The sequence below is a fragment of the Bacillus sp. CCNWLW194 genome, assembly GCF_037120585.1.
Classification (GTDB): Bacteria; Bacillota; Bacilli; order Bacillales; family Bacillaceae_G; genus Bacillus_A; species Bacillus_A basilensis.
In genome coordinates this window covers 17,801-35,587 of the sequence record NZ_JBBBBL010000014.1, presented here as the reverse complement: position 1 = coordinate 35,587, position 17,787 = coordinate 17,801, and the positions used below count along the sequence as shown (strand labels likewise).

The following is a 17,787-nucleotide window of genomic DNA, read 5'->3' as shown; positions in this document are numbered from 1 at the left end:
AGAGATGAGGTTGGGTTATGTAAGTACAATTGTTGAAAAGGTAACCTCAAAGTATGTGAGGATGCTTTTTTAGCATAAAAAAAGCATCTAGCAAAAGTACTAGATGCAAATAAAAACACAAGGGAAGACAAAATTCTTCCCTTTTCCCGTAAGTAATTATATCAAAAAATTTATAAAAAACTAGCTTTATTTTTAATATAATTGATGTTTGAAGCTATGAAAGTATAAGATTACACTGTTTTTGTAGTATTTTGTTGAAAAAAGGAGCTGTATATATGATTAATTTTAAACCAGAAAATTTGAACCAACTATTAAAAGTGATGCTCATTAGTGCGAATAAGTCCTATGATGCGATTACAGATTATGAATTTACGGGAGAAGCGGTAGTATTCCGTATAGACTTCGAATATATTGACGTTTCTTTAATGATTGTAGATATGCTAGGAAGATCAGCGGCGAGATTTAACATTTTGCCATTTGCTAAACCAGATACGAATGAGATAGATTACATTCAGTTTCAAGTGTATTCCATTAATGAAGGGAATTTTAAAGAAATGATCGATACGATGTAGAAAACTATAAATTTACAAAAATGTATATAACAACTAATATATAAGTAATAAATTCATATAATTGGAGTGATGAGATGCAGCCGTTAGAAAGGGAGATTCATTCTAATATGCTGAAAGTGTGGCGAATTCACGCTTTAATTGGGGCGGCAGTTATACTAGCAGTCGTAATTGCGTATTTCTTTTTTATGATCAATTTTAATTGGTGGGGTTGGTTGTTTGGCTTGTTAGTAACAGGAGCTATTACGTTTATCCCACTTGATTATTTTGTGTTTCCAAATTTACGTCAACGTTATTATAGTTATAGATTAAATGAAGAAGAGATTGAGATTCAAAAGGGAATGTTCGTTGTAAAACGCGTGCTTATTCCGATGATTCGTGTGCAGCACGTAACGATTGAACAAGGCCCGATTATGAGAAAGTATAATTTAGCAGAATTACATATTTCAACAGCAGCAACTTCTCATAGTATCCCAGGCTTAACGAAGGAAGAAGCAGAGCAGCTGAAAAGACAAATTGGAGAACTTGCGAAAGTGAGTGATGAGGATGTATAAGAGGCAACATCCGATTACGATTTTATTAGGTATTCGAATTGCGGGTTTATTGCCTTTTATTTTTCTTGTTTTATTTCGGTCAGATGGTGAAGTGAAAGCTTGGTATTTATTTCATTTTGTTCTTTTGGCCATTTTATTTATTATGGCTATTTTCTCAGCTATAAAATGGTATTTCAAAGTGTACTGGGTTGAAAATAATATTTTACATATAAAGCACGGTGTGTTCGTTAAGAAAGAAAGTTACTTAAATAAAGAACGTGTACAAAATATTAGTACGTCTTCTAACATCATTTATCAAATACTTAGCCTAATGAAATTAAATATTGAAGTAGCAGGCGGCGGTACTGAGCCAGAAGTGATGTTAGCCGGTATTAAAGAAGATGAAGCGAAGGAACTAATGGCTTTATTACATAAAGAAAGCAGCGTTGTCAGTGAAGATGTGCTTGCGGAAGAAGGTAGTAAGGCAGTTTATCAGTTAACAGCGAAAGAAATTTTATTCGCATCGATTACATCTGGTCGATTTGGATTAGTGTTTTCTATGTTGGTAATCCTTTACACAGAGTTCAATCAATTTCTACCAGAATGGCTCATCAATAAAGTAGAAGCGTATGTGATGGATAACGGTGTATATGAATTAATCGTTATGGCGGCGATTTTAATGGCAGTCTCGTGGGTCATTTCTACAGCTGGCTATGCGTTAAAATATGCGAACTTTAAAATAGAGCGAAACAGAAAAGAAGTTCGCATCGTGCAAGGATTATTTGATAAGAAAGAGTTTGTTTTAAAATTACACCGCATTCAAGCGATTACAGTGAAAGAAGGCATTCTTCGCCAGCCTTTCGGTTATTGCTCTGTTGAAGTAGAAGTCATTCAAAGTACAGAAGCGGCAGGGAATGAAGTGATGCTACATCCTTTTATGAAGAAAAAAGATGTGCAGCAGTTACTTACGTATTTGCAGTTGCCGTATGAAATGGAAGAGGAAATCGTTCATTTACCGAAAGTAGCATTGCGCCGTTATGTGATCATGGGATGGATTACAAGTGCTGTGCTTGCTGTGCCGATTGTCGGTGCGAGTATATATTTTAAACAGAATATTGCGTTGTTCATACTGATACCATTATTTATTGTATTTACGTTACTTGCATACGCTCGGTATACAAGTGGTGGTTATATGATACGAGACAATCAGTTAGTAATGGTGTACCGAGGACTCGCGAAATATACAGGGATCATGCGAAGAAGGCATGTTCAAGCAGTAGGATATAGTCAGTCGCATTTTCAAAAGAAAGACGAGCTATGTACAGCTGTTGTATCGGTAGCGGGGCATCCTTACAAAGTGAAGCATATGCAAAAAGAAGATGCGCTTCGAATATATAATTGGTACAAAGAAAAAGGAAACACCAGCGTGTAATGGTGTTTCCTTTTTTGTGTCGTGATTTGTCGATAAGTCGATATATTTGAAAAATCGCTGATATAATTCGAGATACGCCAATATATTTGAAAAATCGCCGATATAATTTCATATACCGCTGTCTCCAAACTCCAAAACTTAAACTAACACATCAAAAGTAGTCACGAAAGACGGACGAGAGAAAATACTCTTTTGCTGTTCTGCATGTGGATGCGCCGGAGCTTGTCCTTCTGCTTGCGTGGGGCGTTTTTTATGAGCGTTTTCAAATGAACGTGATTCTGTCCAGTCTTTAAAGTTTTGCTCTGTTTCCCACATCGTTAAGATGACATATGTATCGTTACTTAATGGGCGTAGAACGCGGATCGCTTGGAATCCTGGTTCGTTTTCGATAAGGCCTGCGCGGTTTTTAAAACGGTTTTCAAATACAGGGCGACCTTCGTCTGTTACAGAAATGTTGTTACAAACGATATAGCCAGGTCGTCCTTTAAATTCTCCAACAGCGTCTAGTACGTCATATTGAAGAGAGCCGTCTACAGATTCTTCTGTATCTTCTTTATAAAACATATCTTTTTCATCATTTTTTGCAGTGAAATGTGCTTGTTCTAGAGGTGTTTCGTATGAAATAATAGCCTTCATTTTAATGCCCCCTTAATTGTTTGTTTCTATTATATCAACTCTCTTAAAAAACTTCGAAGATTATATACATAAAGATACTTCTTTTTCAAATAATAAATGTACCATCATTTGGAAAGAAGGCCGATGTATGAAGAAAGTAAAGTGGACTTTATTAGGTGGGTTAGCAACGCTAGTATTAGCGATTGTACTGTATAAACTTATCGTGTTAGCTGGTGGCTATATGATGGATGAAAAGCAGCTCGTTTTCCACTCTTCATCACGTATCGTTGACCAGAAAGGGAAAGAAATTACGAAATTATACGTAGAGAATAGAGATCTCGTACCAGTCGAGCAAATTCCGAAGTACGTGCAGCAGTCGTTTATTGCAGTGGAAGATTCCCGTTTTTATGAGCATCAAGGAATTGATTATCCGTCTATACTTCGCGCTCTTTATAAAGATACGTTAGCTGGAGAAAAAGTAGAGGGCGGTAGTTCGATTACGCAGCAACTTGCTAAAAACGTCTTTTTAAATCGTGAAAAAACATTTACGCGCAAGTTGAAGGAAGTCGCAATTTCCCTTCAACTCGAGCAAAAATATACGAAGCAGCAAATTCTTGAAATGTATATGAATCATATTTATTTTGGACATGGGGCGTACGGTATTCAAGCGGCAGCAAAGCTGTATTTTAATAAAAATGTAGAAGATTTAACAGTAGAAGAAGGGGCAATGCTTGCAGGTCTTCCAAAGTCGCCAAACGGATATTCACCTTATTTCTCTCCAGAAAAGAGTAAGGAGCGCCGCGATCTCGTATTGTCACTGATGCATAAACAAGGGTATTTAACTGCCGAAGAAAGTGTTCGTTATCAAGGAAAGACAATTGCTCTCTATAAAAACTTAGATGAGAATGAGCTAGCATATATGCCGTATATTGATATGGTCATAGATGAAGCAGCGCGTTTGTACGGTTTGTCTCATCAAGAAGTACTCCGAGGAGGATATACGTTTGTCGTACCGATGGATGAAAAGATTCAAAAGGTAGCGTATAACCAGTTTCAGGATGCAAAGAATTTCCCTGGGAAAGAAGAGGGTGCGCAAGGTGCATTTTTATTAATGGATAATCGTACAGGCGGGATTAAAGCAGCGATTGGCGGAAGAAAGTATGTCCCGAGAGGGTTTAATCGTGTTTTTGCAAAAAGACAGCCGGGTTCTGTGTTAAAACCGCTTATCGTCTATGCACCAGCACTCGAAACGAAAAAGTATAATCCGTATTCTTTATTGACGAATGAACGAAATTCTTTTGAAGGCTATGAACCTCGAAATTATAACCATGAGTATTCGAAAGAAATGACCATGTACGATGCGATTTTAGAATCGGCAAACGTACCAGCAGTTTCTTTATTAAATGAGTTAGGGGTAGAAGAAGGAAAGCAATATTTAGAGAAAGGTAATGTTCATATTGCTGATGCTGGTTTAAGTACAGCGCTTGGCGGATTGAAAAATGGTGTCTCACCATTTGAGCTTGTAAAAATGTATCGTGCATTTTTAGCAAATGGCGATATTATTGAGCCGCACGTTATTGATAAAGTGTTAAATAGACACGGCGCAGTCATTGGAGAATCGCCAAAAGTAGAAACGAAAATTTTTTCGAAACAAACGGCGTGGTATATGACGAAAATGTTAGAAGGAGTTGTGAAGGAAGGGACAGCGAAAGCTGGTGTATATAGCGGGGCATTAGCTGGGAAAACAGGTACAACTTCCTTACCAAATGACGATAATGGAGCTAGAGATATGTGGTTCGTTGGTTATACGCCAAATTTAGTAGGTGCTGTGTGGATTGGTTATGACCGTACAGATAAAGAGCATCAGCTGCAAGGAGAAAGTGCGTCAGCAACGAAATTGTTTAAGAAAATTTTAACGAAAGCAAATGTAGAACAGAAAGAGCAGTTTATGAAACCAGAAGGTGTGGAAACAATCGGTGCTCCGATTCGGCTGCATAAGATTGAAGATGTGAAAATGAAATTAGCGTTTAGCCCTTTCGGTTTATTTAAAGCGAAATTAAGCTGGACACCACTTCCAGATGAAAGAATTATGTATCGTATTTATAGAGTAGAAAATGGAATTCATACGCATGTAGGTACTGTAAACGGTGCCGGGGAATATGAGGAAAAGTTCGTTAACATCTTTTCAAAACCGAGCTTTTACGTTGTGCCATATAACACACAAACGAATCGCGAAGGAGAAAAGTCAAAAGTAGCTAAACCATAGTTTTTCTCTGTGTTATAATAAGAATGTTGTGAAAATAGTAAGCGTTTTTACGAATGTTTGTGTCAATTTAATGAACAACGTACATAATATTATGCATTTTGTTTTTACAAGCTGTATAGTAAAAAAAGATAAATATCGGAATAGAACGTATTTAGAGCAAAAGCATTGGCAAGGAAGGGAGCAAGGGTCTTGGTAAGAACTATAAATGAGACATTTTTAAAAGCATGTAGGGGGGAACGCACTGATTATGTACCAGCATGGTATATGCGTCAAGCAGGTCGTTCGCAGCCGGAATATAGAAAGATAAAAGAAAAGTATTCTTTATTTGAAATTACACACAATCCAGAGTTATGTGCTTACGTTACAAAGCTTCCAGTTGATCAATATAACGTAGACGCAGCAATTCTTTATAAAGATATTATGTCACCACTACCTGCAATTGGTGTGGATGTAGAAATTAAATCAGGTATTGGCCCAGTTATTGATAATCCAATCCGTTCTTTACAAGACGTAGAAAAACTAGGGGAAATCAATCCAGAAGATGACGTACCGTACATATTAGATACGATTCGTTTATTAACGACTGAAATGTTAGACGTACCGTTAATCGGTTTTTCAGGAGCTCCATTTACACTAGCGAGCTATATGATTGAAGGCGGTCCGTCTCGTAACTACCATAATACGAAAGCGTTCATGTATGCAGAGCCGAAAGCTTGGTTCGCTTTAATGGATAAGCTAGCAGATATGGTTATTACATATTTAAAAGCGCAAATTAACGCAGGAGCAAAAGCAGTTCAAATTTTCGATTCTTGGGTTGGAACAGTAAATGTAGCAGATTACCGCGTATTTATTAAACCGGCAATGGAGCGTATTTTTGCAGAAGTTCGTAAGGTGGGTGTTCCGATGATTATGCACGGCGTAGGAGCGGCACACTTAGTAAATGAATGGCAAGACTTACCGCTTGATGTAGTTGGCTTAGATTGGCGCTTACCGATTGAAGAGGCACGTGCACGCGGTATTCACAAGGCGGTACAAGGTAATATGGATCCTTCATTCTTACTTGCGCCATGGTCTGTTATTGAAGAACATGTAAAAGCTATTTTAGATCAAGGGATGAAACAGCCAGGTTACATCTTTAACTTAGGTCACGGTGTATTCCCAGAAGTAAATCCAGATACATTAAAACGTTTAACTACATTTATTCATGAATACTCTAAAGGGCAGTTAGCGAAGTAAAGGAGAATTGCTGTATGAAAAAGAAAATTGGTTTGCTTGTAATGGCATACGGAACGCCATATAAAGAAGAAGATATTGAACGTTACTATACACATATTCGTAGAGGAAGAAAACCAAGTCCTGAAATGCTAGAAGATTTAACAGAGCGTTACCGTGCAATTGGTGGTATTTCTCCTTTAGCTACTATTACATTAGAGCAAGCTAAGAAGTTAGAACAGCGTTTAAATGAAGTACAAGATGAAGTAGAGTACCATATGTACCTTGGCTTAAAACATATCGAACCGTTTATTGAAGATGCAGTGAAGGCTATGCATAACGACGGTATACAGGATGCAATCGCACTTGTTCTTGCGCCGCACTATTCTACATTTAGCGTGAAATCGTATGTAGGACGAGCACAAGAAGAAGCTGAGAAACTTGGAAACTTAACGATTCACGGCATTGATAGCTGGTATAAAGAACCGAAATTTATCCAGTACTGGGTTGATGCAGTGAAAGGTATATATAACGGTATGTCAGACGCAGAACGTGAAAAAGCAGTATTAATCGTATCTGCACATAGCTTACCAGAGAAAATTATTGCAATGGGCGATCCATATCCAGATCAGTTAAATGAAACAGCGGACTATATCGCGCGCGGAGCTGAAGTAGCAAACTATGCAGTAGGATGGCAAAGTGCAGGAAACACGCCAGATCCTTGGATTGGTCCAGATGTACAAGATTTAACGAGAGAATTAAATGAAAAGTACGGTTATACTTCATTTGTTTATGCACCAGTTGGATTTGTTGCGGAACATTTAGAAGTTTTATATGACAATGACTTTGAGTGTAAAGTGGTGACTGATGAAATTGGCGCGAAATATTATCGTCCAGAAATGCCAAACGCATCGGATGCATTCATTGATTGCTTAACGGATGTTGTATTAAAGAAAAAAGAATTTGTAATGTAAGAAGAAAGGGGGAGCATGCTTGAGGAAAAAAGTTGTAATCATCGGCGGTGGCATCACAGGATTAACAACAATGTATAACTTACAAAAAGATATTCGTGAGAAGAACTTGTCGATTGATATATTACTTATAGAAGCATCGGGTAAACTTGGCGGGAAAATTCAAACGGTTCGAAAAGATGGATTTATAATTGAACGCGGACCGGATTCTTTCTTAGCACGAAAAGAAAGTGCAGCTAGATTAGCGAAAGAACTAGGACTTGGCGAAGAACTTGTCAATAATAAGGCCGGTCAATCATTTATCCTCGTAAACAATCGGTTACATAAAATGCCGAGTGGATCAATGATGGGAATTCCAACGCAAATTACGCCGTTTCTATTTTCCGGGCTGTTCTCTCCAATTGGTAAACTAAGAGCTGGTTTTGATCTGTTAATGCCGAGATCAAAACCAGTATCTGACCAATCACTCGGGCATTTTTTCAGACATCGCCTCGGAAACGAAGTAGTTGAAAACTTAATAGAACCATTACTCTCTGGTATTTATGCAGGAGATATTGATGAAATGAGCTTAATGTCAACATTCCCGCAAATGTATCAAATTGAGCAGAAACATCGCAGTATTTCACTTGGTATGCGTACGCTCGCTCCGAAAGCAGAGAAAGCTGAACCGAAAAAGGGAATCTTCCAAACAGTGAAAACCGGTTTAGAATCTATCGTAGAATCTCTCGAATCAAAGATGCATGAAGGCACGATAATAAAGGGAACCCGCATTGAAAAAGTTGCAAAACAGGGTGATGGCTATGCGATTACTCTTAGTAACGGAAAAGAAATAGAAGCGGATGCGATCGTAGTGGCAAGCTCACATAAAGTATTGCCGTCTATGTTTGCTCAGTATAAGCAATTTCGTTTCTTCCGCAACATTCCATCCACATCAGTTGCGAATGTGTCAATGGCTTTCCCGAAATCAGCCATTCAGCGCGATATTGATGGTACAGGATTTGTCGTATCTCGGAATAGTGATTACACAATTACAGCATGTACGTGGACACATAAAAAATGGCCACATACAACGCCAGAAGGGAAAACGCTTCTTCGATGTTACGTTGGGCGACCGGGTGATGAAGCAGTTGTAGAACAAACAGAAGAGGAACTTGTTCAGCTTGTACTAGAAGACTTACGAAAGACGATGGATATTACAGAGGATCCAGAGTTTACAGTCGTAAGCCGCTGGAAAGAAGCGATGCCCCAATATACAGTAGGCCATAACGAGCGAATGAAGAAACTCACAACATTTATGGAGAAAGAGTTGCCAGGTATATACTTGGCAGGTAGTTCTTACGCTGGTTCTGGTCTTCCGGACTGTATTGATCAAGGTGAGAGAGCTGCAAAGCGTGTACTATTTCATTTGGAGAAAGTAATGGATGCGGAATTAATCGCACAATAAAGTGAAACGCCTTCAATCATATTGAAGGCGTTTCGTTTATTATATAAAACACTTATTCACCAATAAACATATACAAGTTATTTGGTTTTATCACGGCATCTCCTGCATAAATAGCCCACTCTGTTAAGTCATCAAAATCTAAATGATAACTATTTCCTTCACTCATATCTTCTATAAAATATGGTTCATTAATGAGTATTCCTTGAATAAGGTCTTCCGTAATATCTTGCATTTTAAACCACATATGTTCGCTTTTACCCTCTTCATAGGAAACACCAAACTTAGCTAGAAAACGAAAATCTTCATTTGATTGTTCAATTTGAAAAATGTTACTGAAATACCCGAAAGTATTCTTCGCGTTGTAAGCCATACGAGCCGTTTCGCTATTTGTTTTATAGAACATGAGCCCTGTAGCTTCCTCGTGTTCCTTGAAAAAGCTTTCGATACATTCTTCTGAAGTATCAAATTTGAACAAGAGAACAGATGGAGATTGATGGTATTCATCACGGTCATCCATCCCGCCAAGAAATACGTATTGTGCATCAATTGGTTGTAGCTTCACTTCTTCATCCTCAATTGAAGATAATTGATCCATACTCGTTTTATGTCCGATATAAGATAAGCCTTTTTCCCACGGAACAGCTACTGTATGTATAGAACCTTGCTGACTATGTGCGATAACGATAGGCTCATTCATTGGGACTTGGCCATTCTCAACGGCATTATTAGCAAAAGTTTGGAAAAGATCTCCAATGCCATAATAAGAAGAAATGCGATTTGGAATAATTAATTCTATTTCTGTTACGCCCGCTCTTAAAAGACCGTGTGTATGAAACCAATATTGCGTAGGCTCGCCTTCTTTATCGTCTTCATAAACGGAATGAATAACGTATAAGTCAGGAATATCAGGTAATAATTCATTTTCAACGTGATATTCAATATAGTTTCTAGATATCACTTTCATTGCTGCGCTTGAATCAATTACAAATAACAAGTCTGGAGCAAGGTTCCATAAAAATTGTATTTGCTGGAAAAAGCAGTCCAGTACATCACCTACAAATAGCGTACGAGTGCAAATTTCAGTACCATAAGCTGCACCTTCAAAAGTACGGTCTACGATTGTGGAATCTTGTCTATTGTACAGTTTATATTCTTCAGGATCATCCGTTTCATCAATATGCAGTTCATACGGTATGATTGTTTCATCCATATGTAACTCAACAATAAGGCTTGTCTCATCACTATAAACAATTTTTAACTCATCAACTTTAGTAGAGACAGTTTCTAGCCGCTGTTTTAACTGATCAATTGTAATTCTAGTTGGTATAACAGCAATCATATCTGAAAAATGACGTTCTAATGTTCCATTCATAGCTGCGCGGTATGTTTCTGTTTGCACTTCCATCCAATCACTCCTATTCAAATGAATCCATTTACATGCCAAGGAAATTTCGATATTTTCTGTTTTCTCTCTTTAACATTATAAAGTGCATTCATAGAAGGTGTAAAATTATTATTTTGTATTATAGTTTGAAAACGAGTAAATTAGATTAATTTTTTGTAAAACTTGTCGAAATATCATTCTATATAACGAATCATTTGATATGATAGAAATGCTGAGAAAATATGAAATAGGGAGAGGAAAATGGCTGTGAAGAAATTGTTAAGTGTCTTTTTATCATTCATACTATTGCTTTCATTTACTGGAACTTTAGTACAAGCAGAAGAAGCTACTTCTATGTCAGTAGAAAAAGCAATTCAAGTATTTAAGCAGCAAGGGAAAACGAAGGGGACAGTGGAAGGATATATTATCGGATATACGCAAAGTCCTTCTAAGTACACGAAGGATCCGGCTAAGTTTGATGATACAAACGTAGCAATTGCGGATTCGCCAAATGAAACAAATCCAGACAAAATCATGCCTGTTCAGTTGCCAAAAGGCGATGTGAGATCGGCAGTAAACGTGAAAGATCATCCTGAAAATATTGGGAAGAAAGTTAGTTTAACAGGAACGCTTGAATTATATTTTAGTAGCCCAGGTTTAAAATCGGTAACAGCTCATAAGTTTCAAGGAGAAGGACAAAACCGTGTTAGCGATGTAGTAGCTTCACCTGGTGGCGGAGAAATTACGAAAGGCACAGCTGTAACGTTAACAACGAATACAGAAGGAGCAACAATCTACTATACGTTAGATGGCTCTAACCCTACAAATAAAAGCGTTCTTTATAACGGACAAATTGTAGTGAATGAAAATAGTGTAATTAAAGCAATTGCAGAGAAAGAAGGGCTTACTTCTTCAGCAATTTCAACTTTTTCATTTGTTATCGTAAACAATGAACCGGTTCGTATTCATGATATTCAAGGGAAATCACATCTTTCTCCTTACAACGGGAAGAAAGTATACAATGTGGAAGGCGTTGTAACAGCGCTTGATAAAAATGGTTTTTATATAGAAGACAATCAGCCAGATAATGATCCAGCTACTTCAGAAGGTATGTACGTATACAAAAAAGATGCGAATGTAGCAGTAGGAGATCTTATTCAAGCTGATGGGGTAGTAGAAGAATATGTTGGGCCTGGATATGCAGAGCGGTTTGAAACAGACTTAACGACGACAGAAATTAAAGCGAGCCGCGTTGCTGTAATCGCAAAAAATCAAGCTTTACCAGCACCGATTGTACTTGGAGAAAACGGTGTGAAAATTCCTGATCAAATTATCGATAATGATGCATTTGGTTTATTTGATCCAAGTGAAGATGCAATTGACTTTTATGAAAGTGTAGAAGGTATGCGCGTTACGATGCCAACGCCAAAAATTATTGCTCCTCAGAAAAACGGGAATTTATATGTAACAGTAAAAAATGGCGGGAATAAAGTCGTAACGAAATATGGTACACCTCTTTTAGATGAAAATCAATTAAATCCTGAGCGTCTTTCTGTAAAAGTACCTCGTGATTATGTAGCAAAAGTAGGAGATACTTTCACTGGAGATATAACAGGAGTAGTCGGATATGATTACGGTTCGTTCCGCATTGCGCCAATAACGGAATTACCATCTGTAGTAGACGGCGGATTTAAGCAAGTAGGGGCAAATATTCAGCCGCGTCTTAATAAGTTAACAGTTGCTACATATAACATTGAAAACTTCTCGGCGAATAAAAAAGAAACAACAGATGAAAAAGTAAAAGCATTAGCGTATTCTATTAAATACAATTTAAAAATGCCAGATATTATCGGTGTAGAGGAAATGCAAGATAATAACGGAACGCTTAATGACGGTACAACAGATGCTTCGTTAAGCGCAAAACGTATCATTGATGCAGTGCTAGAAATTCGTGGACCGAAGTATGAGTATGTAGAAATTGCTCCAAACAACAATCTAGACGGAGGAGCACCAGGAGCGAATATTCGCGTCGGTTTCTTCTATAACCCATCTCGCGTAAAACTAGCAGCAGTACCGAAGTTGCTAGATAAAAATGTTGTTCGTATTGGAGACGAAAATCCATTGTTTGAAAGTACACGTAAACCGTTAGCTGCAGAATTTACGTTCCAAGGACAAAACATTGTTGTCGTTGCAAATCACTTAAACTCAAAAATAGGAGATGCAACGCCATTTGGAACAGTGCAGCCGCTCGTATTAAAGAGTGAAGAAAAACGAATTCAATTAGCACAAGAAGTAAATCATTTCGTACAAGGTATTCAGAAAAAGAACACGAATGCACCAGTTGTTGTGTTAGGGGATATGAACGATTTTGAGTTCGCTAAACCACTAAAAACACTAGAAGGAACAAACTTAAAAAATATGTTAAACACAGTGCCGAAGGAAAATCGCTACACGTACATTCATGAAGGCAATGCACAAGTGTTAGATCATATTTTAGTAACCAACAACATCGCACCACATACAATTTTAGATCCAGTACACTTAAACACAAACATTATGAAAGAGCACGGACGTGTAAGCGACCACGATCCAGTACTTGCTCAAATTGATTTGAAGAAAGCTTCTTAAATAGTCATGAAAGAACGTTTAGAGATATACTAAGCGTTCTTTTTCTGTAAAAATCATGTTAAAATTATTTGAAAGTTCAGTGTTTTTAATGAGGAGGTTAAAGATGCAAGCATGGTTAAATGGAAAGCTAATGAATCAGCTTGCAATTTTTTTTAGTACAATCGTCATGCTTCAATTTCTAGCTGATGTAACAGGACTCACACAAACTTTAGATATTACATATAACTTAATACATACAGCAGCATCTTATATAACGTTTAGTTTGGCAGTTATTTTTACTTTAATCGGCGCAAGTAGAGAGTTAAGTAAATATGCAATTATTTTATTATGTTTAGTGGTAGGTATTAAAGCGATTTATTTTACGGCGGTCGTTATTTTATGGGGATTGGCTGGCGCGCCGTAAAAGGATAGTAAATAAAACCCCTAATTTCCAAGATAGTAAGGAAATTAGGGGTTTATTATACTTGAAATGCTTTTCTACACCGATCTCTTCTTTGCAGTCTTCTTTTATATTTTTTTCTATCGCGCTTTACGCCTTGTATATACATGAATAAGCTAACGAGAAGGAAGAAAGCACATTGCATCGTTAAAATGTACGGTGACATGCCTTGCAACGGTTGCTTTGGGTCATATAAATGAATAGGTGCTCCGCCTATTGTAGGGAATATTGTATTTAGCAGGACGTACGGAATGGAATTAACTGCAAATGGAAATAGAATCGCCATATAGTCCTTTTGTGACCATGCAGATGCAGCAAGTCCTAAGAGGGCCATTAAACCTGCAAATAAAAAGTTAATTCCGATATATACCGTAATGTAAGTGAGAGGCGCATCTAAATATAGGTTTGCGAACATTCCATCATCATTTATGATGCCTGAACCAGCTATAGGTTCTCCGTCTGGAATGGTTAATTTGCAAAATAATAACGATAAGATGAATGGAAATGTATAAAGAAATCCTCCGCAAAAAAACGTAACGATATATTTCGTTACTGAATAAGGAAATAAAGAAATTCCTTTACTCACGAACGGTTTAAAGCCATCTGACTTATCGGAATTGTAACTTGTACTAAAGGGGAAACTCGCAATAACTGGCATTAATAATAAATAAACATCCATTTCATTGTCACGAAATCCAATCCATTTTATATCTGTTGATATAGGTCCGCTCGCAGCGTCTCCTAAATAACGAATAACATAATAATAGTGATAAATACAAATAAGAACAAATCCACTAAACATAATAATTAAAGAAACACGATTACAAAAAGCTTGCTTTATATTTAAACGAAGCGCACGCATCATGACTGAAAAAGCCTCCACTATTTTGATAAACTTGTCTATTTTATATATTACTATTAATTGTAAAGTTTTTCTTGTTTTTTTATTTGATTATTTGAAAAAAGGGAAATTTGTTCTTGTTAAGTAAGGTTTAGTTGAAATTAGTTTTTTCTAAAATATGGTTGACAATTAAGTATTACATTTGTAATCTTAATTATAGATTACAAATGTAATACGAGGGAGTGAAATATACTATGACAAATCAATTACCTAAAATATCTGAAGCAGAATTAGAAATTATGAAAGTACTTTGGTCGAAATCTCCACAAACAGCGAATGAAATTATAGAAGAACTGGAAGATGCAATGGACTGGAAACCGAAAACAATCCGTACATTAATTAATCGGTTAGTACAAAAGGAAGCCGTTTCTTATCATCAAGATAAAGGGCGTATGTACGCTTATTATCCGTTAGTATCACAAGATAATTATTTACAAGTTGAAACGAAGTCTTTGCTAAAGCGTTTTTGCGGCGCGGCGTTTAAGCCGTTACTTGTCAATTTCTTGAAAGAGGAGAAATTATCTTCAGAAGATATTAATGAACTAAAACGCATTTTAGATGAGAAGACAGAGGAGAATAAGAGGAAGGATCGATAACAATGATAGACATGCTTATAAATGTATACCTTCCTCATTTTTTTGATTGGCTTATAGAAACATCACTTATGGCTAGCATATTAGTTGGATTTATTTTATGTATAAAAATTCTACTTAGAAATAAGTTAACACCCCGGTGGCAATATATGCTGTGGATTGTATTAATGATTAGACTCCTTTTACCATGGTCACCAGATAGCTCTTATAGCATTTATTCATTACTTTCCTATCGTTCTAGTGTATCGGAAGTTATTCCAAAAAATGAGAGTATGATGAACATAGAAAGTGATCATACAGTGGAATTAGAATCAAATGCTGAAACTGTGACAAAAAATAGTAAACCTGAAGTAAATGTGAGTGCGAAGCAACAGACTACATTGTCTTTATATAAAATTGCTCTATATGTTTGGCTAGTTGGGGTAATCGTATTAGCAGCTATAACGTTTATTACAAATAGACGGTTATATTCGTACATAAAGAAACAACCGGATATTACGGATGAACAGATCGTTACAGTATTTAATCGCTGTAAGCAGTCTATGAAAATGAAGAAGGAAGTTTCATTACGTTTAGCAGGAAAGATTGCGAGTCCAACTGTGTTTAGTTTCTTTCGTCCGAAAGTATTACTATCAAAAAAACATATGAAAGTATTAAATGAGCAACAATTACAATATGTCTTTTACCATGAGTTAGCTCATATTAAAAGAAACGATGTAGCTGTAAATTGGGTTATGTACAGTTTAATTCTATTAAATTGGTTCAATCCGATTCTTTGGTACGCCTATTTTTGTATGCGAGAAGATCAAGAATTAGCCTGTGATGCATATGCACTTACTTTTATAGATAAAGAGGAACAACTTGCATACGGTCATACAATTATTACCCTTCTAGAACACTATTCCTATCAAGCACCAAGCCTAGCAAATTTAAGTAGAAATAAACGAACACTAAAAAGGAGAATCGTTATGATTAAAAAGTTCCAAAAGAAATCGTATTGTCTTTCTTTACTTGGGATTATTGTTATAGTTGCTATTGCATCTCTTTCTTTATTCAACGCACGTGCAGCGGAAGGGAAAGAAAAACAAGAGGATAAAGTAGAGCAGTCAAAGGATGCTTTCCAAAATGCTGTAGATATGCTGTTTGGTACAGAAGAAAATGCGAGGAAAGAATTCAGCTATTCAAACAGGGTATATGAAAAAAAGACAGATTATTTATATTTAGCTGAAAAGGCTTTAACGAAAGATGAGTTCGAACAGTACATAAAATTGTATAAAGACATTCTTAATATACAGAAAAAAGGTACTACAGGAAATTATGAATCCGATACATCATATTTTGAAGAAGAGCGTTTAACAAAAGACGATCGTGACAAATTATATGCACTTTATGATCAATCAAAACCATTTGATGACAAAGTGCACGAATCTATAAATTACACGGTAAAGGAAGCGCAGCAACATGTTGATTTTCAAATTAAGAAGCCAAGGTACACAATTGAAGGATACAATCTGAAGGATGAAAATGTAGGTTATTTTATTAAGAGAAGACCTGAGTTAATTATTGAATTAGAGTATACAAACGGAAAAGGAAACTATACAACTTATCAATCACAAGTATTCGGAGAGAGTAAAGATCCGTTTCATGCTTTATTTGTTGTAGAAGAAAACATTGAACAGTACGAATTAGAAGGTAATCAAATATTCTATGCGACTCATAACTCGGATAGTAATTTACAAGGTATGAAGATGATTGTTCCTGCAAAAGGGAAAGATAGTGCATATCAAATAGTCATTATTAATCATAGTTTAGAGGATCCAGGAGAAGCAGTATTTGATAAAAATGTAAATAAAGAAGAGTTAGAGAAGGTTATGCTTGCTATGTTGAAATAATAAAAAGGTGTTCTTGAGACGTATATCTCTAGAACACCTTTTCCTTTTCTCTTTTCTTCTGATAAACTATGGACAGTATGATATAACTTGACTGGAATTTTTTTATACTGGAAATAATAAAAAAGAGAACTTGTCTAGAATGTAAGCGTGTGGTAATATCAAAGATGTACTGATTGACTATATTATCCAATTGGTCATTTTTGGAGGTGACGATGTGGCGATAGATCGAAAACGTTCTATTATTGAAGCTGCAACAAAGTCTTTTTCAGCGTTCGGTTATAAAGCAACAACGATGGATCAAGTAGCGAAGTTAGCGAATGTAGGAAAAGGAACGATTTATACTTTTTTCAAAAATAAAGAAGAGCTATTTGGTGAAATTATTTCTAATTTAATTACAGAAATGAAGCAAGTTGCAGAAAATGCAATTCGTTCAGATGTTTCATTTTTTGAAAATGTACATAGAGCATTATATAGCATATTAGAATTCAGAAAAGAACATCAGCTCATGATTAAGTTAATTCAAGAAGAGCGTGATATGGGAACGAAAGAAGTACAAGAAGTGATGCAACAAGTAGATGTGGAAATTGTTTCTGTCATTCAATCGTATTTAAAGATTGCGATTGATAAAGGTGAAATTAGCAAATGTGATCCAGAAATTACAGCATTTATTATGCTTCGCTTATACGTATCGCTTATTTTTGATTGGGAAAAAAATCATGAACCGCTAGAAAAAGAAAAAATCGCAGAATTATTTGAACTTTATTTATTAAAAGGATTGTCAAACTAAGATAATCCTTTTATTATTATAGAAAGTGACCAATTGAACAAAATGGTCATATATTTATTTTAGGAGGGATAATAGAAATATTCACTTCATAGTAAGGAACAGTTGCATAGTATAAATTCGG

15 protein-coding genes are annotated in these 17,787 nt (G+C 36.2%); 12 read left to right on the top strand and 3 right to left on the bottom strand.

All coding sequences use genetic code 11. From position 1 onward, the window contains the following. Window positions 1-275: 275 nt before the first annotated feature. The 3 genes from V7S50_RS25715 (at window position 276) to V7S50_RS25705 (ending at window position 2,534) form a co-directional block, all read left to right on the top strand. Window positions 276-572 carry a protoporphyrinogen oxidase gene (locus tag V7S50_RS25715; RefSeq protein ID WP_242255588.1) on the top strand — a complete coding sequence of 99 codons (297 nt, stop codon included), beginning with the start codon at window positions 276-278 and terminating at the stop codon, window positions 570-572. A gap of 74 nt (window positions 573-646) precedes the next feature. After that, entirely contained in the window at window positions 647-1,123 is a 477-nt protein-coding gene (locus V7S50_RS25710) for a PH domain-containing protein (protein WP_001182711.1), read from the top strand. Beyond that, window positions 1,116-2,534, top strand: coding sequence for a PH domain-containing protein (locus V7S50_RS25705; protein ID WP_242255586.1), 1,419 nt, complete (start codon window positions 1,116-1,118; stop codon window positions 2,532-2,534). The genes V7S50_RS25710 and V7S50_RS25705 overlap by 8 nt, the downstream gene beginning before the upstream one ends. Window positions 2,535-2,672: 138 nt before the next feature. On the opposite strand, the gene hmoB is transcribed toward V7S50_RS25705, so the two are convergent. Continuing rightward, the gene (gene hmoB / locus V7S50_RS25700) at window positions 2,673-3,170 is read right to left on the bottom strand and encodes a heme-degrading monooxygenase HmoB (protein ID WP_242255584.1); all 498 of its coding nucleotides are present in this window, start codon (window positions 3,168-3,170) and stop codon (window positions 2,673-2,675) included. Window positions 3,171-3,297: 127 nt separating this feature from the next. On the opposite strand from hmoB, the gene V7S50_RS25695 reads away from it, so the two are divergent. The 4 genes from V7S50_RS25695 to hemY all read left to right on the top strand — a co-directional run bounded on the left by V7S50_RS25695 (window position 3,298) and on the right by hemY (window position 9,042). After that, the gene (locus V7S50_RS25695; RefSeq protein ID WP_242255582.1) at window positions 3,298-5,415 is read left to right on the top strand and encodes a transglycosylase domain-containing protein; all 2,118 of its coding nucleotides are present in this window, start codon (window positions 3,298-3,300) and stop codon (window positions 5,413-5,415) included. A 189-nt stretch (window positions 5,416-5,604) separates the two neighbouring features. Continuing rightward, window positions 5,605-6,651, top strand: coding sequence for a uroporphyrinogen decarboxylase (gene hemE / locus V7S50_RS25690; protein ID WP_242255580.1), 1,047 nt, complete (start codon window positions 5,605-5,607; stop codon window positions 6,649-6,651). A gap of 14 nt (window positions 6,652-6,665) precedes the next feature. Then, window positions 6,666-7,601, top strand: a complete 936-nt coding sequence (gene hemH / locus V7S50_RS25685; protein WP_242255578.1) for a ferrochelatase — start codon at window positions 6,666-6,668, stop codon at window positions 7,599-7,601. 19 nt (window positions 7,602-7,620) lie between these two features. After that, window positions 7,621-9,042 carry a protoporphyrinogen oxidase gene (gene hemY / locus V7S50_RS25680; protein WP_242255577.1) on the top strand — a complete coding sequence of 474 codons (1,422 nt, stop codon included), beginning with the start codon at window positions 7,621-7,623 and terminating at the stop codon, window positions 9,040-9,042. Between the two features lie 52 nt (window positions 9,043-9,094). Here the strand turns inward: hemY and V7S50_RS25675 are convergent, their stop codons facing one another. Further along, window positions 9,095-10,447, bottom strand: a complete 1,353-nt coding sequence (locus V7S50_RS25675; RefSeq protein WP_242255575.1) for a DUF4026 domain-containing protein — start codon at window positions 10,445-10,447, stop codon at window positions 9,095-9,097. Window positions 10,448-10,687: 240 nt separating this feature from the next. On the opposite strand from V7S50_RS25675, the gene V7S50_RS25670 reads away from it, so the two are divergent. Together V7S50_RS25670 and V7S50_RS25665 are read left to right on the top strand one after the other, a co-directional pair. Next, window positions 10,688-13,054 carry a DUF6359 domain-containing protein gene (locus V7S50_RS25670; RefSeq protein ID WP_242255574.1) on the top strand — a complete coding sequence of 789 codons (2,367 nt, stop codon included), beginning with the start codon at window positions 10,688-10,690 and terminating at the stop codon, window positions 13,052-13,054. Window positions 13,055-13,157: 103 nt separating this feature from the next. Beyond that, the gene (locus V7S50_RS25665) at window positions 13,158-13,457 is read left to right on the top strand and encodes a hypothetical protein (protein WP_063222373.1); all 300 of its coding nucleotides are present in this window, start codon (window positions 13,158-13,160) and stop codon (window positions 13,455-13,457) included. 55 nt (window positions 13,458-13,512) lie between these two features. Here the strand turns inward: V7S50_RS25665 and V7S50_RS25660 are convergent, their stop codons facing one another. Further along, complete coding sequence (locus V7S50_RS25660; protein ID WP_063222372.1) at window positions 13,513-14,358, bottom strand: hypothetical protein; 846 nt, start codon at window positions 14,356-14,358, stop codon at window positions 13,513-13,515. A gap of 230 nt (window positions 14,359-14,588) precedes the next feature. Between V7S50_RS25660 and V7S50_RS25655 the strand changes: the two genes are divergently transcribed. The 3 genes from V7S50_RS25655 (at window position 14,589) to V7S50_RS25645 (ending at window position 17,666) form a co-directional block, all read left to right on the top strand. Continuing rightward, a complete protein-coding gene (locus V7S50_RS25655; protein WP_063222371.1) occupies window positions 14,589-14,990 on the top strand; it encodes a BlaI/MecI/CopY family transcriptional regulator in 402 nt (133 codons plus the stop codon). A 2-nt stretch (window positions 14,991-14,992) separates the two neighbouring features. Next, window positions 14,993-16,879, top strand: coding sequence for a M56 family metallopeptidase (locus tag V7S50_RS25650; RefSeq protein WP_242255567.1), 1,887 nt, complete (start codon window positions 14,993-14,995; stop codon window positions 16,877-16,879). A 214-nt stretch (window positions 16,880-17,093) separates the two neighbouring features. Next, window positions 17,094-17,666 (top strand): TetR/AcrR family transcriptional regulator, encoded by a 573-nt coding sequence (locus tag V7S50_RS25645; RefSeq protein WP_000963375.1) that lies wholly within the window; start codon window positions 17,094-17,096, stop codon window positions 17,664-17,666. The last annotated feature ends 121 nt before the right edge of the window (window positions 17,667-17,787 follow it).